Origin of the sequence: Cobetia sp. D5 (assembly GCF_035666195.1) — a bacterium.
GTDB classification, from domain to species: domain Bacteria; phylum Pseudomonadota; class Gammaproteobacteria; order Pseudomonadales; family Halomonadaceae; genus Cobetia; species Cobetia amphilecti.
Map to the genome: position 1 here is coordinate 16,837 of NZ_CP142020.1, position 25,844 is coordinate 42,680.

The following is a 25,844-nucleotide window of genomic DNA, read 5'->3' on the forward strand; positions in this document are numbered from 1 at the left end:
GTCACCATACCTTGTTGAAATCTTCGGCCTCACGCACCTTGGCGTCACGCTGGAATTCCAGCAGCTTGGCGTATTTCAGGTAGGCATTGACGCTGGCCGACAGCGCCACCGAGAAGCCATCGACGCCATCGCGGAAGCCGGCCTGGAAGACGAACTTGCGCATGAAGGCATTGCTGGCATGCAGGAAGGGAGTGAAGGCGTTGGCGCGTTTTCCCTTCTGATACATGATCTTGGCGGCGCGGTTCGAGAAACGGCCACTGGCCTTGACGAACAGTTCACCGAGATTGGCGAAGCTGAAATGCTCGAGATCGGCGTCCAGCTCGCAGGGATGGTTGGCCTGCACCGAGCTGTGCTGACGCGAATCGCGGAAGGCGAGTTTCTCGCGGTCATACAGGCGCAGGCAGTAATCGGGATACCAGCCGGCATGCCGCACCCAGCGCGAGCCGATGAAGTTGCGACGGCGCAGCGCGAAGCCATCATGGGGCGTGCTGTCGAGTGCCAGTTCCCGGATGGCGCTGACGGCACCGTCGGTCAGGCGCTCATCGGCGTCCAGTGACAGCACCCAGCGGTGGCTGGCATGGCTCGGCCCGACATTCTTCTGCGGCCCGTCGCCCAGGTAGGGTTGATCGATCACCACGGCGCCCATGTTGCGCGCCAGCTCGCAGGTGGCATCGGTGGAGCCGGAATCGACCACGATCAGCTCCTCGCAGACCTGGGCCAGCGAGCGCAGGCAGTCCTCGATGTTGTGGGCTTCATTGAGGGTGATGACACAGCCGGTGATGGGCACCGCGGTGCGCAGCTTGCCATCGGGTGAAGGGGCGGCCGAGGCCTCGTCGCTCGTGTTCATGACGGTCTCTGTCTGAAGAGCGCCTGCAGCACGACGGGGTGGGGCAGGCGCCGATGGGACTCAGTGGCAGGCTCGCCTGGGCGATGCGTCTGCCGACGATTCATGTCGCTATCGTACACTGCATGGTCGCCGATGCCTTGCCGGGCGGTATTCTGAAGTGCCATTCGGGAAGCGCCATGCGTGAAGGATCAGTCTTGGTCGGCTCAGGCTTGATAGGCGCTGCAGATGCGGGCCAGGCACGCCGCATGATGTGTCGGGGTGAAGCGGGCCAACGAACGGCCCAGGCGGGAGAGATTGCTTTTGCGCCAGCGTGCATCCGTGGGAGCCTCGGCATGCAGCTGGCAGCGATCGAGATCGATCACGTAGACGCGTTCGCTTTCATCGATCAGCAGGTTGCGTGCGTTGAGGTCGACATGCTCGAGCCCGGCGTCATGCACGGCGCGAATGGCGTGACCTGTCGCGTCGAACAGGCGGAGCAGGGCTTCGGGCAGCTCGGCCCCGGCAGGCAGGCGCTGTGCTTCGAGGGCGATCAGGTCATCGGCGAAGGCGCGTGCGCCGGGAATCAGCACCGTGATCAGGGCGGCCTCGTAGGTCAGGCCATGCCGCCACACGCAGGCACCGACGGGCTCTGGCACCGGCAGCCCCTGGCGATGCAGGCGCTCTGTCAGGCGCAGTTCGGCGAAGGCGCGGGTGCGCTCAAGGCCGGTATAGAGGTAGCGCTGACTGGCGAGCTTCGCGATCAGGCCGCCGCGACGATAGGGGCGCAGTGCCCAGCGGCGAGCCGGTGTCGCGGTGGTGTTGGCGGGTTGCAGTTCGGCGGGCAAACGACAGATATCAAGGAACAGACTCGCCCCGCGCCCCGGCGCTTCGCCGGTCACGGCGTCGTGTTCACGCCAGAACGATGGCATGAACCAGTCCGGCGTCATTTGTGGCGCTGTTTCGCCATCATATAGAATGTGGGCATTCTCATTTCGGAAAACTGCCATCCGCATGAAGCATCCTCTCCCTGCCCAGCCCGCACATATCTGCGTGCTCCGGCTCTCCGCTCTCGGCGATGTCTGCAATCTTGTGCCAACGGTACGCGCCTTGCAGCGTCAGTGGCCTGAGGCCCGCATTACCTGGATCGTCGGCAAGGGGGAGCACAGTCTACTGTCCGGCCTGACCGGGGTCGAGTTCGTGGTCTATGACAAGTCCACCGGTCTTGCGGGCATGCGCGCCATCTGGCGACAGCTCAAGGACACGCACTTCGATGTGCTGCTGCACATGCAGCAGGCACTGCGCGCCAGTGCGCTGTCGCTGGGCCTCAAGGCCAAGGTGCGTATCGGTTACGACCGTGCGCGCGCCAAGGACTGGCAGTACCTCTTTACCTCCCATCAGCTGGCCCCGCGAGAGCGCGCCCACGTGCTGGAGTCGTTCATGGACTTCGCGCGTACGCTGGGTGTCGAGGACTGCCGTCTCGACTGGCGTCTCGATGTGCCGCCCGAGGCCTACATCGAAGCCGCACGCGTCACCGGTGAGGCGCCGTATCTGATCATCAGTCCGTGTGCCAATCCGCGACTGCGCAACTTCCGCAACTGGTCGCCGGAAGGCTATGCGGCGGTCGTCGATCATGCCTGGCAGCAATATGGCATCCGCAGCGTGATGACCGGTGGTGGCAGTCCACAGGAACGTGAAATGGGCGCGCGCATCAAGGCGCTGGTCAGCGAAGGCGCGGTCATCGATGCCATCGGTGGCACCTCGCTCAAGGGCCTGCTGGCGATGATCGATCGCGCCGTGGCGGTGATCGCGCCGGATTCCGGCCCGGTGCACATGGGCAATGCGCTCAACACCCCGGTGATCGGTCTGTACGCCACCACCAATCCCGAGCGTGCGGCGCCGTACTGCTGGCAGCATCTGGTGGTCAATCGCTATCCGGACGCCGTGAAGACCTATCTTCACAAGCAGATGGACGAGATCAACTGGGGTCAGCGCGTGCGCCATCAGGACGCCATGAGCCTGATTCGCGCCGAGGATGTCATCGCGCGCCTCGCTGAGCTGCTGGCGGACACCGATGGCGTCATTCGTGGCCAGAGCTGCGAACGTCTGCCGGTCGCGGCTGTCTCCTCTACGGATACCTCTTCTTCCCAATCCCCCTCTGCACGCGGAGACGCCTGATGAAGCTTGATCTGACTGCGCTTGAACAGGCTCGCCTGCTGGTCGTGGGTGATGTGATGCTCGACCGCTACTGGCACGGTGGCACCTCACGCATCTCGCCGGAAGCGCCGGTACCGGTGGTACGAGTCGGCGAGAGCGAAGACCGCCCCGGCGGTGCCGCCAACGTCGCGCTCAACATCGCCTCGCTCGGCGCACATGCAACCCTCGCGGGTGTCGTCGGTGAGGATGACAACGCCGCCATCCTTACCCGCGCGCTGGAAAACGCCAATGTCATCACGCGCTTCCAGGCCAGTGACAGCGTGCCGACCATCACCAAGCTGCGCGTGATGAGCCGCAATCAGCAGCTGCTGCGCCTCGATTTCGAGGAGCCGCTGCACGAGGTGGATACCAGCGCGCTGGTGAGCCAGGTCGAGGCCGAGCTGGGCGCCAGTGGCGTGATGATTCTCTCCGACTACGGCAAGGGCTCGCTGAATCAGGTCGAGGCGCTGATCGCCGCTGCGCGTGCGGCGGGCAAGCGTGTGCTGGTCGACCCCAAGGGCAGTGATTTCTCGCGCTATCGCGGCGCCAGCATCATCACCCCCAACCTGACCGAATTCGAGACCATCGTCGGGCCGTGCCGCAGCGATGAGGAACTGGCCGAGAAGGGCGAGGCACTGCGTGCCGAGCTCGAGCTGGAAGCTCTGCTGGTGACGCGCAGCGAGAAGGGCATGACCCTGATCCGCGAGGGCTATCAGCCGCTGCACCTGCCGACGCATGCGCGTGAGGTCTACGACGTCACCGGTGCCGGCGATACGGTGATCGGCGTTCTGGGTCTGGCGCTGGCGGCCGGTCACGCCTTCCCGGAAGCCGTGATGCTGGCCAACCTGGCCGCGGGTCTGGTGGTTGCCAAGCCGGGGACCGCGACCCTGTCGGTGGCGGAGCTCTACACTGCGCTGCACGGCGACAAGCTGGCGGAATTCGGCGTGATCCAGGAGTCCGCGCTCATCCCGGCAGTCAAGGCCGCCCAGGCACGCGGCGAGCGTGTGGTGATGACCAATGGCTGCTTCGACATCCTGCACGCCGGTCACGTGGCCTACCTGCAGGAAGCGGCACGCCACGGCGATCGCCTGATCGTGGCCGTCAACGACGACGACTCGGTGGCACGCCTCAAGGGGCCGACACGCCCGATCAACCCGGTGCTGCGCCGCATGCAGGTGCTGGCGGGCCTCGGTGCGGTCGCCTGGGTGGTGCCCTTCAGCGAAGACACCCCGGCACGCCTGATCGAGGCCGTGCTGCCGGATGTGCTGGTCAAGGGCGGCGATTATCGTCCCGAAGAGATCGCCGGGGGAGAGGCTGTGATCGCCAATGGCGGTGAAGTCCGCGTGCTCGGTTTCGAGGACGGCGTCTCCACCACCGCGATGATCGCCACCATTCTCGATCGCGAGGACTAGGCGTGAGCCTTGCCCGCGGCCTCTACAGCACCGCGCTGACCCTGCTGTCGCCCCTCATCTGGCAGCGGGTCTGGCGCGAGCACGATGCCCAGCACCCGCGCCTGGAGCGGCTGGGTATCATCCCCTCCACACCGAGCACCACGCCCGACAGTGAACGCCCCATCTGGCTGCACGCCGCCTCGCTGGGCGAGGTGGTGATGGTGGCGAGTCTCGTCGAGGCGCTGCGTCAGCGCTACCCACGGCGCCCGCTGGTGCTGACGACCATGACAGCCACCGGCGCTGCACAGGCCGCACGTCTGCTGCATACGCCGCAGGGCTCGTCAGGGCTTGCCCCGGCCCGTCATCATTACCTGCCGCTGGATTTCCCGCTGAGCGCGCGGCGCTTCGTGCGTCGGCTGCGTCCGGCGCTGGCGATCATGGTGGAAACCGAGCTGTGGCCCAACCTGATGGCCGCCTGCGCGCGAGATGACATTGCGCTGTACGTCATCAATGGCCGCCTGTCGCCGCGCGCCTTCCAGCGCTATCGCAGGATCGGCGCCCTGATGCGCGACAGTCTTGCTCACGTCAGTGGCCTGTCGGCCAAGTCGCAGCAGGATCTGGAGCGTTTCATGGCGCTTGGCCTGCCGCCAGCGCGCGGCACGGCCGTCGGCTCGCTCAAGTTCGAACTGGACATTGCTGAACAGGTCATTGCCGATGGCCAGGTGCTGCGCCAGTCATTCGCGCAGCGGCCGGTATGGATCGCCGCCTCGACGCATGACGGCGAGGATGGCCAGATACTCGCGGCGCATGCCGCGGTGCGTGACCAGCACCCTCAGGCCTTGCTGCTGTTGGTGCCACGCCATCCACAACGCTTCGAAGCAGTGGCCGCTCAGGCGGCACAGTGGTGTCAGACGCGCGGCGAGCGCAGCCTGCGACGCAGTGCCATGTCAGAGAGCGGCACCGAGGTGGCTGACGCCGTATCGGTACTGGTCGGTGACAGTCTCGGGGAATTGCTGACGCTGTATGCGGCCAGTGATATCGCCTTCATCGGCGGCAGTCTGGTGCCCATCGGCGGGCACAACCTGCTCGAGCCCGCCGCATTGGGGCTGCCACTGCTGAGTGGCCCATCGCTGGACAACTTCAGCGAGATCGCCGAGGTGATGGCCGCAGAAGGCGCGCTCCAGGTCGTTGCGGATGACGCGGCATTGGCCGAAGCGGTGAATGCGCTGTTCTCGGATCAGGCCGCGCAGCAGATGGCAGGCCAGGCGGCCAGCCAGGTCGTGGAGCGCAATCGCGGCGCGCTGAGTGGCACCATGGCGATGCTCGAGCACCACCTGCCGCTGTGACGTCCCTGCGCACGCAAAGTGTGCATTGACTGTCTGGTCAGACAGAAAACGCCGCACAATCGTGCGGCGTTTTCTGTTTGTCAGTGGTCTGGCGCTGCGAGTGGCCTGACTCTTTCCGGCAAGGCAATCTGCAGCTCAGCAGTCGACAAGCTCGGCCGTCACGCCCATTTCTGCCTCCAGCGCCCCCAGACAATCACGTGCGGCGGGGCTGGCATTGCTGATCACCACATCAAAGTCACTCAGCGGGGCGATGAAGGCGGGGCGCACCATCTCGAACTTGCGCGCATCGACGATCAAGAAGCGCTGCATCGCGCTTTCCAGAGCGGCCTGCTTGGCCGCGACCTCATGGAAATGGAAGCAGCTGACGCCTCGCTCGGCATGCACTCCGCCCGCCGAGAGAAAGGCCTTGTTGATACCTAGGCGGCGGATGGCCTCCGGCATGTCGGTGGCGGTGAATGACTGGGTGGCCGGGTGAAAAAGGCCCCCCAGCATCACCAGCCGCACCCCGGGCAGATGGCCGACCGCATTGGCCACATTCAGGGCGCAGGTCACCAGGGTCAGCGTCTGCTGGCGGTCGATGGCGGCCGCCAGATGGACCAGCGTGGTGCCGCAATCCACGTACAGGGTGTCGCCGTCCTCGATATGACTGGCCAGCTGCTGGCACAGCGCTTGCTTGATCGGGGCGCTGGCGTCGATCTCGCGATCCAGGCGATAGACGCTGCCGGCGGATGAATCGACCAGCAACAGGCGGCCACCCAGAATTTCCAGCAGTCCGTTGCTGTGCGCCACGTCGCGACGAATGGTCATCTCCGAGACGGCGCATAGCTGTGCGGCGTCGCTCAGTTGCAGAGGGCTGCCTTCGCGCAGAATGGCCTGCAGGCGGTCGAGTCGGGCGGCGCTGTGATTGTTCATGCGGCTTTTGTCCTTTGGTGCCGGTTCCGATGAGGGAGCGTTGGCGAAAAACTGGGCTGAAGCGCCACGTCCCACGTCAGAAGCAGATGATAAACCACTGACACACAGGGAGAACCTCAAAAATGCCCCTGACACTGCCAGTCTGGCACTGGAAGACAAGTGGGCGTGAGGTAAAACGGACGTATTGACTATTTGGTCAGGCTGTGACTTTTTGAACATGGTGAGAATGCAGGATAACACTGCACGACGTTGAGAACGGGTCGTCGCAGCCCTGCACGCAGCACCCATAACAACCACAAGAACCCTCAGGATCTTCCCAATGAATCCCCTCATGAGTCTCGTCGGGATGGCTTCGCTCATCCTCATTGCCGTGGCGCTGTCGTCGAATCGACGCGCCATTCGCCTGCGTACCGTGGGTGGTGCCTTTGCCATCCAGCTGGCCATCGGCGCCTTCGTGCTCTACACCTCCTTCGGCCAGGGAGTGCTGGCCGGTGTCTCCGGTGCCGTCAGTCAGGTGGTCAACTATGCCGATCAGGGCATCAACTTCCTGTTTGGCAGCCTGGCCAATCCGGGCAGTGGTGTCGGCTTCATCTTCGCGGTCAAGGTGCTGCCGATCATCATCTTCTTCTCATCGCTGATCGCGGTGCTCTACTACCTCGGCATCATGCAATGGGTGATTCGCCTGCTGGGCGGCGGCCTGCAGCGTGTGCTGGGCACGTCGCGTACCGAGTCGCTCTCGGCCACGGCCAACATCTTCGTCGGTCAGACCGAGGCGCCGCTGGTGGTCAAGCCGTATCTGGCCAGCATGACGCGCTCCGAGCTGTTCGCGGTGATGTGTGGTGGCCTGGCCTCCGTCGCCGGTTCGGTGCTGGGCGGCTATGCGGCGCTGGGCATTCCGATGGAATATCTGGTGGCGGCATCCTTCATGGCCGCGCCCGGCGGGCTGCTGTTCGCCAAGCTGCTGTTCCCGGAGACGGAGAAGCCGGATGACTCGATCGCCCTCGCCGATGCTGCCCTCAAGGATGATGATGCGCCCTCCAATGTGCTGGACGCTGCGGCCTCCGGTGCGTCTTCCGGCCTCAAGCTGGCGGCCAATGTCGGGGCGATGCTGCTGGCCTTCATCGCGCTGATCGGCCTGATCAACGGCATTCTCGGCGGCGTGGGTGGCTGGTTCGGCATGGACACGCTGAGTCTCGACATGATTCTCGGCTGGTTGTTCGCGCCGCTGGCCTTCCTGCTGGGCGTGCCGTGGAGCGAGGCGACCCTGGCGGGTTCCTTCATCGGCCAGAAGCTGGTGGTGAACGAGTTCGTCGCCTACATCAATCTGGCGCCCTACCTCAGCGGTGACAGCATCGTCGCGGCCACCGGCGCGGTGATGACGCCCTACACCATGGCAGTGCTGTCGTTCGCGCTGTGCGGCTTCGCCAATCTGTCGTCGATCGCCATCCTGCTGGGGGGGCTGGGCAGTCTGGCACCGACACGCCGTCATGAGATCGCAAGCCTGGGGCTCAAGGCGGTACTCGCCGGCACGCTGTCCAATCTGATGTCGGCGGCGATTGCCGGTTTCTTCCTGGCGCTGGCGGCCTGATGCATTCCTCGCTCTCCGCCCGGTCAGTCGACGGGAGCCATCCTGCCGGCATGCGCCGGGCGGCAAGCGAGGAAACATCGGGGCGTCATCTCGGGGAAGCCGAGGGTGGCAAGGTGCCAGGCGAGAGTGTGAAAAGGTTCACATTGTCGTCGAAGGCACGTTGATCACCCCCGAAATGTCGCTCTGTCGTTTTTGCGAGGAAGTGCTAACATCGCCGCCTTTCCAGACTGGGCCCCGTGCGAGTTTCACTCCCGCGCCTTCGTCGGACTTCATAGCGACAAGACCCGCTCAGCGGGCAAGACCACAAGAATTCGAACAGTCTCATCATTCAGGACAGGATCGTTACGCGATGACCATGCTCAAGACCCTCGCGGCCAGCACTCTGGCTGCCACCACGCTGCTGACCGCTGCAGCACCGGCGCAGGCTACTGACTTCAATGGCGATATCCACGCCAATGATTACAAGTGGCTGACCTTCAACCTGATGCGCAGTGAAGACAACCGCCTGCCGTTCCGCAACAGCGAAGATACCTACCTGGAGATGGAGTTCGGCGGCCGCTCGGGCATCGTCGATCTCTACGGGTATGTCGACTTCTTCGACCTGCTGGACGACAGCTCCGATGACCTGAACGACGGCGACAACTTCTTTGCCAAGCTGGCGCCGCGCTTCTCGCTGGATGCCATGACCGGTTACGACCTGTCGTTCGGCCCGGTGGATGAGCTCTACATCGCCACCGTCACCAACATCGGTGACAACGGCGCATTCGGCGGTCTGTGGGAGCACTACGTCGGCCTGGGCAGCGATGTGCAGGTGCCGTGGTTCGGCAAGATGGGCTTCAACCTCTACGCGCGTTACGTGCGTGAGAACTACGGCGGCGAAGACGAGAGCAAGTGGGACGGCTACATGGCCTCCACCAACTGGTTCAAGCCGTTCGTCAACTTCGATGATGGCAGCTTCATCGCCTATCAGGGCTACCTGGACTACAAGTTCGATGCCGACGAAGTGGGCAGCCAGGCGGGCCGCAGCGTCAACAGCATGGAGTGGTTCAACGGTATCTACTACCACACCCAGCGCTATGCGATCGGCTATGGCCTGAAGTACTACAACAACATGGCGTTCTTCACCGATGGCTCCACTGCCACCGGCGTTCGCCAGGACACCACCGGCTTCGGCAACTACTTCAGCATCAACTACAAGTTCTGATCACCGCTTCGCTCTCGCTGAGCGACCGGCGCTAAAACAGAAACGGGAAGCCCCTCAGGGCTTCCCGTTTTTCGTCTGGCTGCTGTGGCATCTGACGCCTGAAATCCGGCATCTGATGATCAGCGGAACTCCACCTCGGTGACTTCCACGCGCACCAGCTGGCGTGACCACTCGCCCTCCGGCAGCGAGACGCGTACCTCGCGGCTATCGCGTGTCTGGCCGGGGCGCAGGTAGGTCTGGGGCAGGCGATATTCACCGACCCACAGCGGTACCTCACGCGTCGCGAGCAGATGGCCATCATCGGCATACAGGCGCAGTCTGGCCTGCACGCCGATGACACTCTGGCCGGCCGTGTTGTCGAGGCTGAACTGCAGAAGCGCCTCGTCATCCTCTTCGCTCACCGAGGACAGACGCGCGACCAGACCATCGCGGTGGCCTTCACTCAACAGCTGCGGATTGGCTAGCGCGCTGCTGTTGAGGCGTGACGCGCTGTCAGGCGCTGCGTTGCTGGCACTGGTAGAGGCCGCACCGGCTGATGGTGAGGCCGAGTCGCTAGCCGGAGCGACCGCCGCCGTCACCGGCACGGCCGTCGAGGTCGGCACCAGCGCGCTGCCAGCGCCAGTTTCCACGGACGGTCGTGTGGCCGGGGGGGAAACGGCCTGCACCTCATCCAGCTGATATTCCCAGCTGTGGTCCGGCTTGAGCAGGATCTTGACGCCGCTGTCGAGCGTCACGGTGACTGGCTGGCTGATCGGCAGGCTATCGGCCAGCGCCAGCGGACTTGCGCTGGCTGCCAGCAGCAGTGCGGTCGCCAGGCTCAGTCGTGGGCGCAGATTCATCGTCATGCCAGCTCCTCAAGCAGTGATGCGTTCGACGCCACTTTCGCGTCCCACCAGCAGCACATCGGCACCGCGTGCCGCGAATAGGCCATTGGTGACGACACCGACGATGGCGTTGATGCGCGCTTCCATGGCGATCGGGTCCTCGATCAGGAAGTTGTAGCAATCGAGGATGCGGTTGCCGTTGTCGGTCAGCACGCCATCGCGGTAGACCGGGTCTGCGCCCAGCTTGACCAGCTCACGTGCGACATAGGAGCGCGCCATCGGAATGACTTCCACCGGCAGCGGGAAGCCGCCGAGAATATCCACCTGCTTGGAGCCATCGGCGATGCACACGAAGCGCTCGGCGCAGGCCGCGACGATCTTCTCGCGGGTCAGCGCGGCGCCGCCGCCCTTGATCATCGCCAGGCGCGGGTCGATCTCGTCGGCACCGTCCACGTAGACCGGCACGGTGCCGACATGGTTGAGTTCGAAGACGTCGATGCCATGGCCCTTGAGGCGCTCGGCAGTGGCTTCGGAGCTGGCGACGGCGCCGGCGAAGTCGTGACGCACTTCCGCCAGCGCATCGATGAACAGATTGGCCGTCGAGCCGGTGCCGACGCCGATGATGGTGTCGCGGCTCAGCAGTGGGCGAATCTCGTCAAGGGCGGCGCGGGCCACGGCCTGCTTCAGCTCATCCTGGGTCATGTGATACCTCGGGTCGGTGGGGCGGTGGTGAAAGTGGGCATTGGCGCGGTCTTCCCCGCGTGGCCAGCAGTTTACCGCCGGCAGGCACTGGAAAACGGCTTGACGTGAAGCGCAACGCCGGAAAACGCCACATTATAACGGCAAACCCGGCGATGGCGCTGGACGCTCTCGCCAGCGGTCTGATAACAATGGGGGTTCGGTCGCGCTCATGCGGCCCGCGCTGTGACACATCAGGACATTCCTATAATGCTCGAACATTACGTCAAGAAAATCCTGTCGGCTCGTGTCTACGAAGCCGCCCATGAAACTCCGCTCTCGCCGGCACCCTTGTTGTCGCGTCGTTTCGGCAATCACATCTTCATCAAGCGTGAAGACCTGCAGCCTGTCTATTCCTTCAAGATTCGCGGCGCCTACAACAAGATGGCCCAGCTGACGGATGAACAGAAGGCGTGTGGCGTGATTGCGGCCTCGGCCGGCAATCATGCGCAGGGCCTGGCGATGGCGGCCAAGCTGATGGGCGTCAAGGCAGTGATCGTGATGCCGCGCATTACGCCGGAAATCAAGGTGCAGGCCGTGCGCGAGCGCGGCGCGCGGGTGATTCTCAAGGGCGATGCCTTCCCCGAGGCACTGGCCCACGCGCGTACCCTGATGGACGAGCACGGCTATACCTTCATCCCGCCCTATGACGACCCGGATGTCATTGCCGGTCAGGGCACCGTCGGCATGGAAATCCTGCGTCAGCACCCCGGCAAGATCGATGCGATCTTCGTGCCGGTCGGGGGCGGTGGTCTGATCGCCGGTGTCGCGGCCTACGTGAAGTACCTGCGCCCCGAGATCCGCGTCATCGGGGTCGAGGCGGAAGATGCCGCCTGCCTCAAGGCGGCCATGGAAGCCGGCGAGCGCGTGGTGCTGGACCAGGTCGGCGTGTTCGCCGAGGGTGTGGCGGTCGCGCAGATCGGCGCGGCACCGTTCGAGCTCATCCAGCGCACCGTCGATGAGGTCATCACCGTCAATACCGACGAGATGTGTGCGGCGGTCAAGGACATCTTCGAGGATACGCGCGCCGTCTCCGAAACCAGTGGCGCACTGTCACTGGCGGGCCTCAAGAAATATGTCCAGCAGTCAGGCGCGGAAGGGGAGACGCTGGTCTGCATCAACTCCGGTGCCAACACCAACTTCGATCGCCTGCAGCACATTGCCGAGCGCACCGAGCTGGGCGAGCAGCGTGAGGCGATTCTGGCCGTGACGCTGCCGGAGCGCCCGGGGGCCTACAAGCAGTTCTGCAAGGTGATCGGCAAGCGCATGGTCACCGAGTTCAACTATCGCTATGCCAATCCGGAGGAAGCGCATGTCTTCGTCGGCGTGCAGGTCAAGCCGGGCGGTGAAGACCGCGCCGCTGTGGTCGAGAAGCTGCGTGAGGCGGGCTATGCGGTGGAAGACCTGACCGACAACGAACTGGCCAAGCTGCACACGCGTCATCTGGTCGGTGGGCGCACGACCAGCGATCTCGAGGAAGAGGTCTATCGTTTCGAGTTCCCGGAGCGTCCTGGTGCCCTGATGAATTTCCTCACCCACCTGCCGGCGGACTGGAACATCTCGCTGTTCCACTACCGTAACCACGGCGCGTCGCATGGCCGGGTGTTGATCGGCATGCAGATCCCCAATGGCGACCGCGCGCGGGTCGAGGAATATTTCAATGAGATCGGCTATCGCTTCTGGAAAGAGAGCGACAATCCCGCCTATCGCCTGTTTCTGTCCTGAGTGAGACAAGCGGCGGGGTGATGATGGCTATATGAGTCATTGGCGTTGAAGGCGGCGAGCTGAGGCGCAGCTCATCATGCTTCATTGGTCATGTTCGTGGATAGAAAAGCCCCGGCCTTCGCGTGGAAGGTCGGGGCTTTTTCATGCGTATCCGGCGGGCATGCCGCAGGAAATTCCACATTTCATGCCAAGCGCGAAAAAGAACGGTGTTTCTGGATGAAGCTCTTGTCGGCTGGGGTGACCAGACATCAAAAGCTGCGTGGAAAAGCGTCCATTCAAACGATTGCATGGTGATTGTCATACAGAAGTCAGATGCCTATCATCTGGTCACTGTCAGGAAGACAGTCATCGACAACCGTCACGCGAAAGCCACTGACGATATAAGAAGAAGCCCGCTCTCATGAAACGTAAGCCCGATCTGGTCATGGCCCTGGTATTCATCTTCGGGATTGGTGTAGTGGCAACCGGCTACGCCCAGACCGTAATGGGTTCCTGAATCCTGCGCTGCTGCCCTCACCGGCGGTAGCGGTGCTGCTGGCGTCAGTCTCTCTGGCGCCACGCACCCATGCCATGACCCTCCTGCCAGGCTTTCCAGCGTTTCTGCTCCCAGCTTTCCAGCTCCCCGCCCCCCCTTAAGCTTGCCCTCGTCTGGCTTCACTGCGTTGCTGCTTCGCCTCCTCACAGATAGCCCCTTTCTGCCTGCTTTCACCCTCGACATCTCGCGGTCGTGCCATCGATCTCGTCATAAAGCCCAGCGGCTCATTCAGGGCGGGCAGGGCGCACGACTTCGCGATCACTGACGATGGCGTCCAGCGGGACATCCCAGGGCTGTACCGGCAGGGCGGGGACCTTCTGACAGTGGTGGGCGAGACCGATTAACAGTGGCCGTGGGCCGGGACGGCGGGTAAAGGCGAAGCTGCGATCGTAGAAGCCGCCGCCCATGCCGATGCGAGCCCCGTGCCCATCGAAGCCGACCAGTGGCATCAAGACGACATCCAGCGCCCAGGCAGGCAGGCGCCGTGCCTTGGAAGCACCGTGACGGGTGTCCGGTTCGGCGATGCCGAAGCGATTGCTGACCAGGGGTGTCTGATCGTCGTAGCGCACGAACCATAGCGAATTGGCCGCGAACGGACGCAGTACCGGCAGATAGACCTTCGCCCCCCGTCGCTGCAGCCAATTGCACAGGCGCGTGGCATCGATCTCGCCATCGTAGGGCAGATACAGGGCGACGTGGCGGGCGCGCAACAGTTCCGGCAGCCGTTTCAGCTGACGCAGGAGCGCATCTTCGGCTTGCAGGCGAATGGCAGGTGGTAGCTGACGGCGGCGTTGGCGCAGCAGACGGCGAAGCACACGGCGGTCGGCCTGAGGGTGATCGAGCTCGCTGGGCAGTGCCCAGAGCGTGGTATCGAGTGCTGCAGAAGGGAGTGGCGAGCGTGGGCTCGCGGGTGCGGCATAGACCGCGGGGGGCTTGCGCATGCCTGACAATCTCCGTCAGACAGGGTTCTCCAAGGTGCCGGTGTTACCGGGGGCCCTTGAACCCAGCGGTTCAAGGTGGGTAGTCCCGCGCAGCGCATCAGGCGTTCCGACGCACGGACATGCACACAGCACTGCGCAGTGGACTCCCTGGGAATAGCTTATAAGCTCGAGGGACATCGGCAACTGTCGTACACCCCAGAGAACTCATTCAGTCTACCAAACCCCGCCTGCCTGCCCAAGGGCTAATCCTGTCGGGAACAATCTGTTGCCTGAATGTATCAGTTGTTTGATTCTGAAGCGTTTTTACGCTCAGCAGCGCGCGCCTTCGCCTGATCGGCATAGTCGGCTGGCAGCTGACTGAGCGCGGCATCCAGTTGACGGTCCAGCGCGGTGAGGCGAGTCTCGAAGTCGCGCTGCAGGGCGCGCTCGCTGTCACGGCTGTTGATCAACTCATGCGAGATATTGAGCGCTGCCATCAGGGCGACCTTGTCGGCGCTGATGGTGTTGCCGCGCTGCTGGATGCCTTGCATGGCGAGATCCAGATAAGCCGCCGCACGGGTCAGGCCATCTTCCTCGCCGGGCTGACAGCTGACGGTATAGCTGCGGCCGAGCAGGCTGATCTCGGTGGTATTGCGTGGGGTGGCGGAATCGCTCATGTAGATCCTCTCGGGCCTTGTCCGGCGTCATCCAGATTGATGCCGACGTCCTGCTGTCAGTGCGTCACCGTCGCAGTCAGGACGGCAAGCCAGAAGGAGGGCCAGTGCGGTAAGATGGGGGCATTCTCGAGCCACTATAGAGAGCCGCTTCTGGAGGGTCAACGCGCCGCGCGGCGCGGCTGCCTTGTGCTGCAGCACATCCTTCAGATGCCATTCTCCCGCTACAGAACCACTTCTCACTGACTCAATGGGGCCGCATCATGGCGATCATCAACGATACCTTCGACTTCTCGCTCGTCGCAGACCACTTCCTGGCTCACGGCAGCCTCAACAATCCTTCCTTCCTCGATGGTCAGCTGGTGGCCGCACTGGCGCTGGATGACATCAGTGCCGAGGATTGGCTGGCGCGCGTCTGCGCCTCGCTGGGGGTCGAGCAACCGGCCACGCGTGAGGCCGGTGAAGTCTTCCTCACCTGGCGCACGCGCAATCAGGAGCGTCTGGCCGCCAGCGAGATGAGCTTCGAGCCGCTGCTGCCGGATGACATGTTCTCGCTGGCCGAACGTGGTCAGAGCCTGCGCGAATGGACGCTGGGCTTCCAGGAAGAGCTGGCCGGTGCCGATGATGATGTCCGTAGTGGCTGGAGTCAGGCGCTCAAGGATGCGCTGAGCGATGTCGAAGCCATCTCGAGCGGCCTCGCCAATGCCGAAGACCTCGACGACGACAACGCCGAGGACGAGGCCGATCTGTTCGCGCTGGCTGACCATGTGCGCATGGCGGCCTTGCTGCTTTACACCGAGCAGCACCCGGGCAACCCGGACGTCGAGAAGCCCAGCGATGACCAGCTGCCGGAAGGCGGTCTCGAGGGCAGCCTCGGCGTCAGCTCGCGTACCGATTCCCACTGAGTCAGTATCTGTAGCACCAGTATCTGCTCAGTCGCTAGCCACTGAATCGATGGTCACCCACCGCTTGCGCCGCGTCTGATGCAAGGCTGGTACAAGAGGGCGGGTGCCCCCATCTACAGCATCACGCCTGTTTGTCACTCGAACGCGCCATGCCCGGCGGGTTCTCGACGGAGATTGCCATGACTGCCCCAGCCATCCTGCCCGCACCTGCTGCCCTGACGGCAGAGGATTTTCGTGCACGCCGCCAGCGCCTGATCGCGCAGCTGCCGCAGGGGGCTGCCGCATTGGTGGTCTCGTCGGGCCTGGCCCAGCGCAACCGCGACAGTGAATACAGCTTCCGTCAGAACAGCGACTTCCACTATCTGACCGGCTGGCCGGAACCCGAGGCCGCCTTGCTGTTGCTGCCCGGGCGCGCCGAAGGGGAGAGCGTGCTGTTCTGTCAGGAGAAGGACCCGCTGGCCGAAGCCTGGACCGGCATCCGCATCGGCGCCGAGGGTGCCGTCGCCACGGCAGGCTTCGATCAGGCCTTCACCAATGAGGCCCGTGATGAAGTGATGGCCAGCCTGCTGGATGGCCGCGAGCGTCTCTATGTGCTGTTCGAGGATGATGAAGCCCTGGCGCTGGCTCAAGCGCTGCGCGATGAGCTGGCCGCCGCGGTGCGTCGCGGAGCACGACCGCCGGCCGCCTTCGAGGATCTCGCGCCGCTGCTGCACGAGCAGCGCCTGATCAAGGATGAGCGTGAGCTGGCGCTGATGCGCCACGCCGCCGAGATTTCCGCGCGCGCGCATGTGCGTGCGATGCAGATCAGCCGTCCCGGCCTGCACGAGTATCATCTGCAGGCCGAGATCGAGCATGAATTCCAGTGGCAGGGGGCGCCGGCCCCGGCCTACACCAGCATCGTCGGGGCGGGTGTGAATGCCTGTGTACTCCACTACATCGAGAATCGCGCGCCGCTGGAGGATGGTCAGCTGGTGCTGATCGATGCCGGCGCCGAGTACGCCCTCTATGCCGGCGACATCACGCGTACCTTCCCGGTCAATGGCCGCTTCAGTGAGCCGCAGCGCCGTCTGTACGAGATCGTGCTCAAGGCGCAGGAGCGCGCGGTAGCCGCCGTGGTACCGGGTGCAACGTTGGTGGGCATTCACCAACAGGTCGTGCATGACCTGACCACGGGGCTGGTCGAGCTGGGCCTGTTGCAGGGGGAGGTCGAGGAATTGATCAGCAGCGATGCCTACCGTCGCTTCTATCTGCACTCCACCTCGCACTGGCTGGGGCTGGATGTGCACGATGTTGGCAGCTATCGCGAAGCGGGTGAGCCGCGTCCGCTGGTGCCGGGCATGGTGCTGACCATCGAGCCGGGCCTCTACATTCCGCAGGACGGCGACATTCCCCTTGAGTATCGCGGGATCGGCATTCGCATCGAGGACGACGTCGCAGTGACTGCCGCGGGCCACGAGGTGTTGAGTCATGGCGTGCCCAAGTCCGTCGAGGCTATCGAGGCGCTGATGCGCGCGGAGGCCTGACGCCATGAGCGAGCCTGAAGCCATGAGCGGGCGTGATGCCGAACACTTCGACATCGTGATCATCGGCGGCGGCCTGGTGGGCGCCAGCCTGGCCTGTGCGCTGGCGCCGCTGATGGAACGTGTGGCCGACGAGAAGGGCCGTGAGGCTGCAGCGTTGCGTGTCGCCGTGATCGAGGCCAATGAGCTGCCCGCGGCGTCAGCAGACGCCCGGCGCTTCCAGCCCAGTTTCGATGCACGTGCCAGCGCCATCGCGGCGGGCTCACGCCAGCGGTTCACCGCCTTCGGGGTCTGGGAGGCAATGTGCGAGCACGCCACGCCGATTCGCACCATCCATGTCAGTGAGCGCGGCCACCTGGGCGCGACACGCATGCGGGCCTCCGAGCTCGAGGTAGCCGCGCTCGGCCACGTGATTCCCAATGCCTGGATGGGCCAGGTACTGCATCGCCAGCTGGCCGAGCTGCCGCTGGCCTGGTGTTGCCCGGCGCGCGTGGCAGAAATCGCCGTCACGGCGGAAGGTCATCGCCTCACGCTGGAGGATGGCCGTCTGATCGAGGCTGAGCTGACCGTGCTGGCGGATGGCGGTCGCTCTGGGCTCAAGGAGCTCCTCGGTATCCACAGTGCGGCGCAGGACTATGAGCAGCATGCCTTGATCGCCACGGTGGAGATGAGCCAGCCTCACCAGGGAGTCGCCTACGAGCGCTTCACCAGCGAAGGCCCGATGGCGCTGCTGCCGCTGGCCGGCAAGCGCATGGAGCTGGTCTGGACGCGCTCCCCCGCTGACACGGAAAGCCTGATGACGCTGCCCGACAGCGACTTCCTGCAGGCGCTGCAGCGCGCCTTCGGTGAACGCGCCGGCCGCTTTCGCCGCGTCGGGCAGCGCCACGCCTATCCGCTGTCGTTGGTGCGAGCCAGCGAAGGCACGCGCCCCGGTCTTGCGGTGCTCGGCAACGCCGCCCACGCCCTGCACCCGGTGGCAGGGCAGGGCTTCAATCTGGCGCTGCGCGGCGTGACTGACCTGGTCGTGGCCATCGAGGCGGGCCTGACGCGTGGCGAGTCGCCGGGGGCCACCAGCGTGCTGAGTGACTTCGAGGAGCGGCGCGGCGCGGATCGCGACAATGTGGTGCTGTTCAGCGATGGCTTGATCCGCCTGTTCGGGGTCGAGAGTCGCTGGCTGGGGCATGCACGGGCAGCGGGCCTGATCGGGCTCAATCTGGTCTCGCCGCTCAAGCGCCTGTTGGCCAGACGCTCGATGGGCATTGAGCGCTGAGGTTGGTGGGTACTCGCTGACTTGGCTCGTGGGCAGAGCCTCGCAGACAGGGCCTCACTGACAGCGCCTTGGTGTCGAGCCACGCGACGGGGCTTCGAAATCAGGGCACGAAATTGGTCTTCGAGATCAGGCTACGAGACAGAACTTCGAGACAGAACTTCGAGACAGAACTTCGAGACAGAACTTCGAGACAGAACTTCGAGACAGAACTTCGAGACAGAACTTCGAGACAGAACTTCGAGACAGAACTTCGAGACAGAACTTCGAGACAGAACTTCGAGACAGGGAGCAGGCATGAAGGACGGTCGATCAGCAGGTAGCGCACATGACGCCGATGTCGCCATCGTCGGGGCCGGTATCGTCGGTGCCACCCTGGCGCTGCTGCTGGGGCAGGCGGGGCTGCGAGTCATGCTGGTCGAGGGGCGTGAGTCCGCGACCCGCTGGCAGCCAGATAGCGCCCCCGAGCCACGGGTGAGTGCATTGACGCCGGTCTCTCAGCAGCTGTTGAGCGGTCTGGGTGTGTGGCCGACGATCGCCGCCAGTCGCCTGATGCCCTATACCGGCATGCAGGTGTGGGACGCGGAGGGCAATGGCGAGATCCAGTTCAGTGCCGAGGACAGCGGTGTGCCGGTACTGGGGCATATCGTCGAGAACCGGGTCACGCTCGCCGCGCTGGAGCAGGCCATCGATGCCTGCCCGGCGATCACGCGCTGCTTCGGGGCGCGTGTAGCAGGCATGGCACTCCCACGCTCGGGCGCTACATCAGTAGTGAATGCTTACCAACTCGATGCGGCGGAAGCGACCAGCCTGACGCTGACCGATGGACGGACAGTCACCGCGGCGCTGGTGGTCGCGGCGGATGGTGCGCGCTCACGGCTGCGCGAGCTGGCCGGGATCGCCACGCGGGAACACGACACCGGCCAGGTCGCGCTGGTGGCCACGGTGCGCACCGAACTCGCGCATCAGGCCGTCGCGCGTCAGCGCTTCCTGCCGACCGGGCCGCTGGCCTTCCTGCCGCTGGCCGTCAATGACGCCCTGGCTCAGCCGGCCGAGGGAGCCTCGGCCGCAGAGCGGCATTGCTCCATCGTGTGGTCGACCACGCCAGAAGAGGCCGAGCGCCTGCTGGCACTGTCAGCGGCGGCATTCTGTAGTGAGCTGGAAGACGCCTTTGAAGGTCAGCTGGGCGCCATCGAATGGGCGAGTGAGCGCTTCAGTTTCCCGCTGCATCAGCGCCACGCCGAAGACTATGTGCTGCCGGGGCTGGCGCTGGTGGGGGATGCTGCGCATGCCATTCACCCGCTGGCAGGCCAGGGCGTCAATCTGGGTTTGATGGATGTGGCGGTGTTGGCAGACGAGTTGCTGGCAGGACATCGCCGCGGGGTGGCGCTCGGCGACGAGCGTTGGCTGGCGCGCTATCGCCGCCGGCGTCGCAGCGACAATGCCATGATGCTCAAGATGATGGATGGCTTCCGGCTGTTGTTCGGCAGCCGTCAGCCGGGCGTGCGTCTGCTGCGCAACTTCGGGCTTGGTTTCGTCGACGGCCAGGGCGAGTTGAAGCGTATCCTGATGCGTCAGGCGATGGGGCAGCGGGGTGAGTTGCCCGCCAGCTGCAAGCCGTAACAAGAGTGAAGTTGGTGTAATTCCTGATCCATCGGGTATGTGAGCGCCTACTATCATCGCTTGGGCACAGGTGGTCACAGGATGGCCGATCGCTGCCACACATGCCGCTATATGCCTCTATACAAGTGCGCATGTCATGGCCCCTGCAACGACAAGGCCCCGCCAGATGGCGGGGCCTTGTCGTTGTGGCCTGATGATCAAACGATCATGGCGTGAGGCTTACTCGTCGCTTGTGGGCACGGTGGCCTTGAGCGCCGCACTGCGCCCCAGCACGTTCATGCCCTTGAGCAGATTGAGCGCCTCACCCAGCTGATAGTCGCTTTCCGCCACTACTGGGCTGTCGGGTGCCTTGCTGCTGGCGGACTCGCTGGCGGCGTTGGCATTGTCGAGGCGCCCGTCGAGGTCTGCCTCGCGCACACTGAAGTCACGCCGCGTATCGCGCTCGAGGCGGCCTCGCACGACCTCGACATCCGGGCGAATGCCCTCGGCCTGGATCGAACGACCGCTGGGCGTGAAGTAGAGCGCGGTGGTCAGCTTGAGCCCATCGCCATTGCCCAGCGGCATCACCGTCTGGACCGAGCCCTTGCCGAAGCTGTCGGTGCCCATGATGATGGCGCGGTGTTGATCCTGCAGCGCGCCGGACACGATTTCCGCGGCCGAGGCCGTGCCGCCATTGATCAGCACCACCAGCGGGGTGTCGCCCGCCGGGGTATCGGGCTTGGCCGAGAAGGACAGCTCGCTGTCGGGCAGGCGGCCTTCGGTGTAGACGATGCGGCCACTGGACAGGAACAGGTCGCTGATCTCGACGGCGGCCGAGAGAAGCCCGCCGGGGTTGTTGCGCAGATCCAGCACCAGCCCCTTGAGCGGCTCGCCATCATTGTCTTTCCGCAGCCTGGCCAGCGCCGTGTGGGCTTCGTCACCGGTCGCGCTCTGGAACTGACTGATGCGCAGATAGCCATAGCCCGGGTCCAGCAGGCGCTGACTGACGCTGCTGCTCTTGATGATGGCGCGTTCCAGCACCACTTCGCGCGGCATGTCGGCGCCCTCGGACAGAATCAGCAGCCGAATGCGAGAGCCGGCCTCACCGCGCATCAACTTGACCGACTCCGACATCGACAGGCCGTCCAGCGGCGTATTGTCGATCTTGAGGATGACGTCTCGCGGCTGCAGGCCCGCGCGCGCCGCCGGGGTGTCGTCGATGGGGGCGATGACGGTCAGCTGGCCATCGTCGCCGGTGCCGACCTCGATGCCGATGCCGCCAAACTCGCCATCGGTATTCTCGCGCAGGTCCTGCCAGTCTTCCTGATCCAGATAGGCGGAGTGCGGGTCCAGCCCTTCGAGCATGCCGCGCATGGCATTCTTGAGCAGCGTGCGGTCATCGACCTGATCGACGTAGGTGCGCTTGATGCGCTCGAAGACCTCGGCGAAGGTGCGCAGCTCATCCAGCGGCAGGTCCGTGCCCTGACGGGCATCCTGAGCGCTGTCGGATGGCGAGATGACATCTTCTGCACTGGCCGGCAGTCCGCCGCCCAGCAGGGCAAGGCTCAGCGGCACGCTGACCGCCAGCTGACGCAGGCGGCGCGGGGCAGGGCGGAACGGCGACATTGCAGACATGCGATTTCCTTCTCGACGGATACTGACTCGACTGGTACCGAAATGCGCTGAGCGCCGGGGCCGGATGTCGAGGCATGGCAGGGGGAACACCGCCCAGCATGCTCGCAGTCACAGGCTACTGCGAGCATATCCCGCGCGAGTGCCTGGCGACTAGCCCGCTGGCTAGCGGTGGCATTCAGCGCTGGCTGACAATCAGACGATGCGCGAGGTGCCGCTGCCAGATACTTCAGCGGCGCGCGAGCCAGCGACTCGGGTCTGTCGGCTGACCGCTGCGGCGCACTTCGAAATAGAGCGCCGGGCCATCACGCCCGCCGCTGCTGCCGACACTGCCCAGCTGCTGGCCGCGTGACAGGCTGTCGCCCGGGCCTACGCTGAAGCTTGCCAGGTGGGCGTAGAGCGTCAGCACGTTGTCACCGTGATCGAGTATCAGCAGGTTGCCATAGCCGCGCATCCAGTCCGCGAAGACCACGCGACCGGCGTGCGGCGCCGTGACGGCGGTGCCCTGTGTCGCGCGAATCAACACGCCATCACGGTTGACGCCCTCGCCACGCCCATAGGCGGAGATCACCTTGCCCGGCGCCGGCCAGTCCATCTTGCCCATCGCACGCGTGATGCGGGTCTTGGGTGGCGGCGCACTCTTGATCGACTTGAGGCGCTTCTCGAGGGTCTGGATCAGCTGGTTGGCATGCGCGCGGTCCTGGTCCAGTTCGGCGATCTTCGCCTCATGGCTGGCATAGCGCGCATCCAGCTTGCGCAGCAGGGCGGCGCGTTCATTCTGTTGCGCGATCAGCTGACTGGCCTGCCGCTTGAGGCCTGCCTGCACGTCATCCAGGCGTGTCTGGCGAGCCAGCAGTTGTGCGCGGGTGTCGGCCAGTGACTGGTTCAGCTCGGCAAGGCGCTCCAGCGCCGCACGCCGTGATTCGCTCAGATGGTTCAGATAGACCTGCAGGCGCTCAAGACGTGCAGGATCATCCTGGTTGAGCAGCAATTTCAGCTCAGGCTGACGACCGAGGCGATAGAGGGCGGCCATCTCTTCGGCGACCGCCGCCTTCTGGGCCGTCTGCTGCTGACTGAGGGCTTCACGCTTGCGCGTCAGCGCCACCAGCTGCTGCTTGATGTCATCGCGCTCATCCTCGAGCTTGCCGGTCTGCTGGCGCGTGGCGTTGAGCTGGCGCTCGATCTTCTCCAGCCCGTTGCGCGTGTCACTGCGCCGCGCTGCCGTGGCCTTGAGCTCGCCCTGCATCGCCTGGATCTCGCGCTTGAGGCGTTTGAGGTCTTCCTGGGAGGCCTGCTTCTTCTGGGTCAGGGTGGCGGTGTCGTCAGCGGCCTGCGCGGTGGTCGCCACCACCGGGCCGAGTGCCAGCGGGGCGAGACTCATCAGCCAGGCAGACAGCACAACGCCGGAGACTCGGCTCCGGCGCTTGAAGATTCGGGGGCGGTCGCCCTGCCCGAGCGGCTTGCTCGGGCAGGGCGAGAGGCATGACGCACCGAAGGGTGCGCCATGCAGCCTGCTATCAGGCCTCGGCATAATCGACCAGCACCTTGCCATCCATCTCTTCCGGCACCGACTGGCCCATCATGGTCAGCAGGGTCGGGGCGAGATCGCACAGACGCCCGTCGGCGGCCAGCTTGGCATCGCGCTGCGTCACGTAGATCAGCGGCACCTCGAAGGTGGTGTGCGCGGTCTGCGGATTGCCGGTTTCCGGGTGCACCATCTGCTCGGCGTTGCCGTGGTCGGCGGTGATCAGGCATTCGCCTCCGACCTTCTCCAGCGCCTCGACCACGCGTGCCACGCACTTGTCGAGGAACTCGACGGCCTGGACGGCGGCGTCGAACTTGCCGGTGTGGCCGACCATGTCGCCGTTGGCGTAGTTGCAGACGATGAGGTCGTAGCCGCCGGACTCGATGGCTTCCACCAGCTTGTCGGTGACTTCGCCGGCGCTCATTTCCGGCTTCTCGTCGTAGGTCTTCACGTCCTGCGGGGAGGGCACGAGGATGCGCGTCTCGCCGGGATATTCCTCTTCGCGGCCACCGGAGAAGAAGAAGGTGACGTGCGCGTACTTCTCGGTCTCGGCGATGCGCAGCTGGGTCAGACCACGGTCGGACACGACCTCGCCCAGGGTGTTGTGCAGCTCGGACGGCGGGAAGGCTGCCGGCGCGGGGATGTCGGCGGCGTACTGGGTCATCATCACCAGGCCGTCGTGGGCCAGCTTGGGCGGCGTGCGCTCGAAGCCTGCGAAGTCCGGCTCGACGAAGGCGCGGGTCAGCTCGCGGGCACGGTCGGCGCGGAAGTTCATGAAGATGGCCGCATCGCCTTCCTGCATGGCGACGGAATCGCCGATGCGGGTGGCGGTGACGAATTCATCGGTCTCGTCGCGCTCGTAGGCGGCAGCCAGCCCGGCGACGCCGGTGGCGGCTTCATGCTCGGCTTCGCCGTTGGCGATCAGGCGATAGGCCTGCTCGACGCGGTCCCAGCGGTTGTCGCGGTCCAGTGCGAAGTAGCGACCGACCAGCGTGGCGACACGGCCGTCTTCCAGGCCCAGGCCCGCGAGGTGCTCATCGGCACGCGCGATGGAGGCCTCGGCGCTCTTGGGCGCGGTGTCACGGCCATCGGTGATGGCGTGGATATAGATGCGCTTGGCGCCCCGCTCGGCGGCCAGGTCAGCCATGGCCAGGGTGTGGTCTTCGTGGGAGTGGACACCACCCGGAGACAGCAGGCCGATCAGGTGCACGGCACGCCCGGCCTTGACGGCGGCATCGATGGGCGCGGTCAGGATGTCATTGTCCTTGAGGGCATTCTCACGCACCGCCTTGGTGATGCGCGTGAAGTCCTGATAGACGATGCGACCGGCACCGAGGTTCATGTGGCCGACTTCGGAGTTGCCCATCTGGCCGTCCGGCAGGCCGACGAAGCCACCATCGGTGTGAATCAGTTCGCTGGGATATTCACGACGCAGGCGGTCCATCACCGGCGTGTCGGCGGCGAGGATGGCGTTGTCCTTCTCCTCTTCGCTGTGACCGTAGCCGTCCAGGATGATTAGGGCGACGGGACGCGGACCTTGTGCTTGAGCTGCCATGACTTCCTCGCTGTGATGACGAATGATCTGGGGTGAGCAGGGGCCGGGATGACAGGATGATGTTCGACGGACGACACATCATGCAGCTGTCATGTCCTGCGGCCATGCTGTGGCGCATCCGTGGGGCAGAACCCTCGGCGGAGACGACATGTAGTGATAAAACTACCTGCTCGTTCTGCCCTCTATTAGAGGGGTGGTAAGGTGCCGAGTGCAAGTGCCGCAAGTGTATCGCCGGGATTGGGTAGCGCTATCGGTGGATCACCCCGTCCCGGCTGAGCTGACAGCAGCCGGCGCATCGCCCGGCTACGCCTTTTTGATGCCATGCAGCGGCATTCATGCTTGGGCCTGTCATGTATAATGCTGGCTCCGTTACCTCAGGTAGCGGTCTATTTCCTTTGCCGCGTACGCGTCGGCATGCACGTCACAGCGGAGTTAGCCCGTCTCATGATCGAACAGCTGCTTCAGTTCGCGCAGAATCATCCCTTGCTGGTCGGCGCCTTCGTCGCCCTGCTGGTCGCCCTCATTGTCATGGAAACCATGCGTGGCAACCACGGCGTCAGCGTCAGCGAGGCCACGCGACTGGTCAATCGCGAAGAGGGTGTCTTCATCGACATCCGCGACAGCAAGGAATTCAAGGCCGGTCATATCGCCGGTGCCGTCAACGTTCCCAGCAGTCAGCTGACCAGCGAGACCACTCCGCTGGCCAAGTACAAGGAACGCCCGGTGATCATCGTCTGCAAGCACGGCCAGACGGCGGGACCGCTGGTGGCGCGCCTCGAGAAGGATGGCTTCAAGCAGGCCGTCAAGCTCAAGGGCGGCATGGGCCAGTGGGAAGCCGACAGCCTGCCGGTCGTGACTCGCTGAGTCGCAGACTCGCGCGTCGCGTGTCTGCCAGCTGTCATTGCCCCGCTGGCTGGGCAAGTTTGCGGGTCTGCTGGAGGCAGGCTCGCAACCAAGAATAA

Annotated in this window: 21 protein-coding genes and 1 other RNA gene; 11 read left to right on the forward strand and 11 right to left on the reverse strand. The window is 64.6% G+C overall.

Annotation, left to right across the window (positions count from 1 at the left end; genetic code table 11):
- Position 1: 1 nt before the first annotated feature.
- Both U0O11_RS00070 and U0O11_RS00075 read right to left on the reverse strand, forming a co-directional pair.
- On the reverse strand, positions 2-847 hold the full coding sequence (locus tag U0O11_RS00070; protein WP_324690974.1) for a glycosyltransferase family 2 protein: 846 nt from the start codon (positions 845-847) through the stop codon (positions 2-4).
- A gap of 203 nt (positions 848-1,050) precedes the next feature.
- The gene (locus U0O11_RS00075) at positions 1,051-1,839 is read right to left on the reverse strand and encodes a 3-deoxy-D-manno-octulosonic acid kinase (protein WP_324690975.1); all 789 of its coding nucleotides are present in this window, start codon (positions 1,837-1,839) and stop codon (positions 1,051-1,053) included.
- On the opposite strand from U0O11_RS00075, the gene U0O11_RS00080 reads away from it, so the two are divergent.
- The 3 genes from U0O11_RS00080 to waaA are packed head-to-tail and all read left to right on the forward strand — an operon-like array spanning position 1,838 to position 5,756.
- The gene (locus tag U0O11_RS00080) at positions 1,838-3,001 is read left to right on the forward strand and encodes a glycosyltransferase family 9 protein (protein ID WP_324690977.1); all 1,164 of its coding nucleotides are present in this window, start codon (positions 1,838-1,840) and stop codon (positions 2,999-3,001) included. The two genes, U0O11_RS00075 and U0O11_RS00080, sit on opposite strands and share 2 nt — an antisense overlap.
- A complete protein-coding gene (gene hldE, locus U0O11_RS00085; protein ID WP_043331637.1) occupies positions 3,001-4,431 on the forward strand; it encodes a bifunctional D-glycero-beta-D-manno-heptose-7-phosphate kinase/D-glycero-beta-D-manno-heptose 1-phosphate adenylyltransferase HldE in 1,431 nt (476 codons plus the stop codon). Before U0O11_RS00080 ends, hldE begins: the two co-directional genes overlap by 1 nt.
- A gap of 2 nt (positions 4,432-4,433) precedes the next feature.
- Positions 4,434-5,756 (forward strand): lipid IV(A) 3-deoxy-D-manno-octulosonic acid transferase, encoded by a 1,323-nt coding sequence (gene waaA, locus U0O11_RS00090; RefSeq protein WP_324690978.1) that lies wholly within the window; start codon positions 4,434-4,436, stop codon positions 5,754-5,756.
- Positions 5,757-5,891: 135 nt separating this feature from the next.
- On the opposite strand, the gene U0O11_RS00095 is transcribed toward waaA, so the two are convergent.
- Positions 5,892-6,668: a DeoR/GlpR family DNA-binding transcription regulator gene (locus U0O11_RS00095; protein WP_054556386.1), complete on the reverse strand. Its 777-nt coding sequence runs from the start codon at positions 6,666-6,668 to the stop codon at positions 5,892-5,894.
- A gap of 319 nt (positions 6,669-6,987) precedes the next feature.
- Here U0O11_RS00095 and U0O11_RS00100 point away from each other — a divergent pair, with 319 nt between their 5' ends.
- Positions 6,988-8,256, forward strand: coding sequence for a NupC/NupG family nucleoside CNT transporter (locus U0O11_RS00100; protein ID WP_043331634.1), 1,269 nt, complete (start codon positions 6,988-6,990; stop codon positions 8,254-8,256).
- Between the two features lie 349 nt (positions 8,257-8,605).
- On the forward strand, positions 8,606-9,460 hold the full coding sequence (locus U0O11_RS00105; protein WP_082388693.1) for an outer membrane protein OmpK: 855 nt from the start codon (positions 8,606-8,608) through the stop codon (positions 9,458-9,460).
- Positions 9,461-9,579: 119 nt separating this feature from the next.
- On the opposite strand, the gene U0O11_RS00110 is transcribed toward U0O11_RS00105, so the two are convergent.
- Entirely contained in the window at positions 9,580-10,305 is a 726-nt protein-coding gene (locus U0O11_RS00110) for a DUF3157 family protein (protein ID WP_324690979.1), read from the reverse strand.
- Between the two features lie 9 nt (positions 10,306-10,314).
- A complete protein-coding gene (rpiA, locus tag U0O11_RS00115; RefSeq protein ID WP_054556388.1) occupies positions 10,315-10,986 on the reverse strand; it encodes a ribose-5-phosphate isomerase RpiA in 672 nt (223 codons plus the stop codon).
- Positions 10,987-11,223: 237 nt separating this feature from the next.
- On the opposite strand from rpiA, the gene ilvA reads away from it, so the two are divergent.
- Positions 11,224-12,747 (forward strand): threonine ammonia-lyase, biosynthetic, encoded by a 1,524-nt coding sequence (ilvA, locus tag U0O11_RS00120; RefSeq protein WP_324692535.1) that lies wholly within the window; start codon positions 11,224-11,226, stop codon positions 12,745-12,747.
- A gap of 759 nt (positions 12,748-13,506) precedes the next feature.
- Here ilvA and U0O11_RS00125 read toward each other — a convergent pair.
- The 3 genes from U0O11_RS00125 to U0O11_RS00135 all read right to left on the reverse strand — a co-directional run bounded on the left by U0O11_RS00125 (position 13,507) and on the right by U0O11_RS00135 (position 14,879).
- Positions 13,507-14,223 carry a 5-formyltetrahydrofolate cyclo-ligase gene (locus tag U0O11_RS00125; RefSeq protein WP_324690980.1) on the reverse strand — a complete coding sequence of 239 codons (717 nt, stop codon included), beginning with the start codon at positions 14,221-14,223 and terminating at the stop codon, positions 13,507-13,509.
- Between the two features lie 22 nt (positions 14,224-14,245).
- Positions 14,246-14,428: non-coding RNA, 6S RNA (gene ssrS / locus U0O11_RS00130), on the reverse strand.
- A gap of 73 nt (positions 14,429-14,501) precedes the next feature.
- Positions 14,502-14,879: a cell division protein ZapA gene (locus U0O11_RS00135; RefSeq protein ID WP_064503224.1), complete on the reverse strand. Its 378-nt coding sequence runs from the start codon at positions 14,877-14,879 to the stop codon at positions 14,502-14,504.
- Positions 14,880-15,139: 260 nt separating this feature from the next.
- On the opposite strand from U0O11_RS00135, the gene U0O11_RS00140 reads away from it, so the two are divergent.
- The 4 genes from U0O11_RS00140 (at position 15,140) to U0O11_RS00155 (ending at position 20,191) form a co-directional block, all read left to right on the forward strand.
- Positions 15,140-15,781, forward strand: a complete 642-nt coding sequence (locus U0O11_RS00140) for a UPF0149 family protein (RefSeq protein WP_324690983.1) — start codon at positions 15,140-15,142, stop codon at positions 15,779-15,781.
- Between the two features lie 179 nt (positions 15,782-15,960).
- Entirely contained in the window at positions 15,961-17,304 is a 1,344-nt protein-coding gene (pepP, locus tag U0O11_RS00145) for a Xaa-Pro aminopeptidase (protein ID WP_248380320.1), read from the forward strand.
- A gap of 4 nt (positions 17,305-17,308) precedes the next feature.
- Complete coding sequence (gene ubiH, locus U0O11_RS00150) at positions 17,309-18,571, forward strand: 2-octaprenyl-6-methoxyphenyl hydroxylase (RefSeq protein ID WP_324690985.1); 1,263 nt, start codon at positions 17,309-17,311, stop codon at positions 18,569-18,571.
- 294 nt (positions 18,572-18,865) lie between these two features.
- Positions 18,866-20,191, forward strand: coding sequence for a UbiH/UbiF/VisC/COQ6 family ubiquinone biosynthesis hydroxylase (locus U0O11_RS00155; protein WP_324690987.1), 1,326 nt, complete (start codon positions 18,866-18,868; stop codon positions 20,189-20,191).
- 219 nt (positions 20,192-20,410) lie between these two features.
- Here the strand turns inward: U0O11_RS00155 and U0O11_RS00160 are convergent, their stop codons facing one another.
- The 3 genes from U0O11_RS00160 to gpmI form a co-directional block, all read right to left on the reverse strand.
- Entirely contained in the window at positions 20,411-21,796 is a 1,386-nt protein-coding gene (locus U0O11_RS00160) for a S41 family peptidase (RefSeq protein WP_442872642.1), read from the reverse strand.
- A 235-nt stretch (positions 21,797-22,031) separates the two neighbouring features.
- Positions 22,032-23,201, reverse strand: a complete 1,170-nt coding sequence (locus U0O11_RS00165; protein WP_324690991.1) for a murein hydrolase activator EnvC family protein — start codon at positions 23,199-23,201, stop codon at positions 22,032-22,034.
- A 118-nt stretch (positions 23,202-23,319) separates the two neighbouring features.
- The gene (gene gpmI / locus U0O11_RS00170) at positions 23,320-24,882 is read right to left on the reverse strand and encodes a 2,3-bisphosphoglycerate-independent phosphoglycerate mutase (protein ID WP_043331623.1); all 1,563 of its coding nucleotides are present in this window, start codon (positions 24,880-24,882) and stop codon (positions 23,320-23,322) included.
- A 444-nt stretch (positions 24,883-25,326) separates the two neighbouring features.
- Here gpmI and U0O11_RS00175 point away from each other — a divergent pair, with 444 nt between their 5' ends.
- The gene (locus U0O11_RS00175) at positions 25,327-25,746 is read left to right on the forward strand and encodes a rhodanese-like domain-containing protein (RefSeq protein ID WP_043331622.1); all 420 of its coding nucleotides are present in this window, start codon (positions 25,327-25,329) and stop codon (positions 25,744-25,746) included.
- Positions 25,747-25,844: the final 98 nt, after the last annotated feature.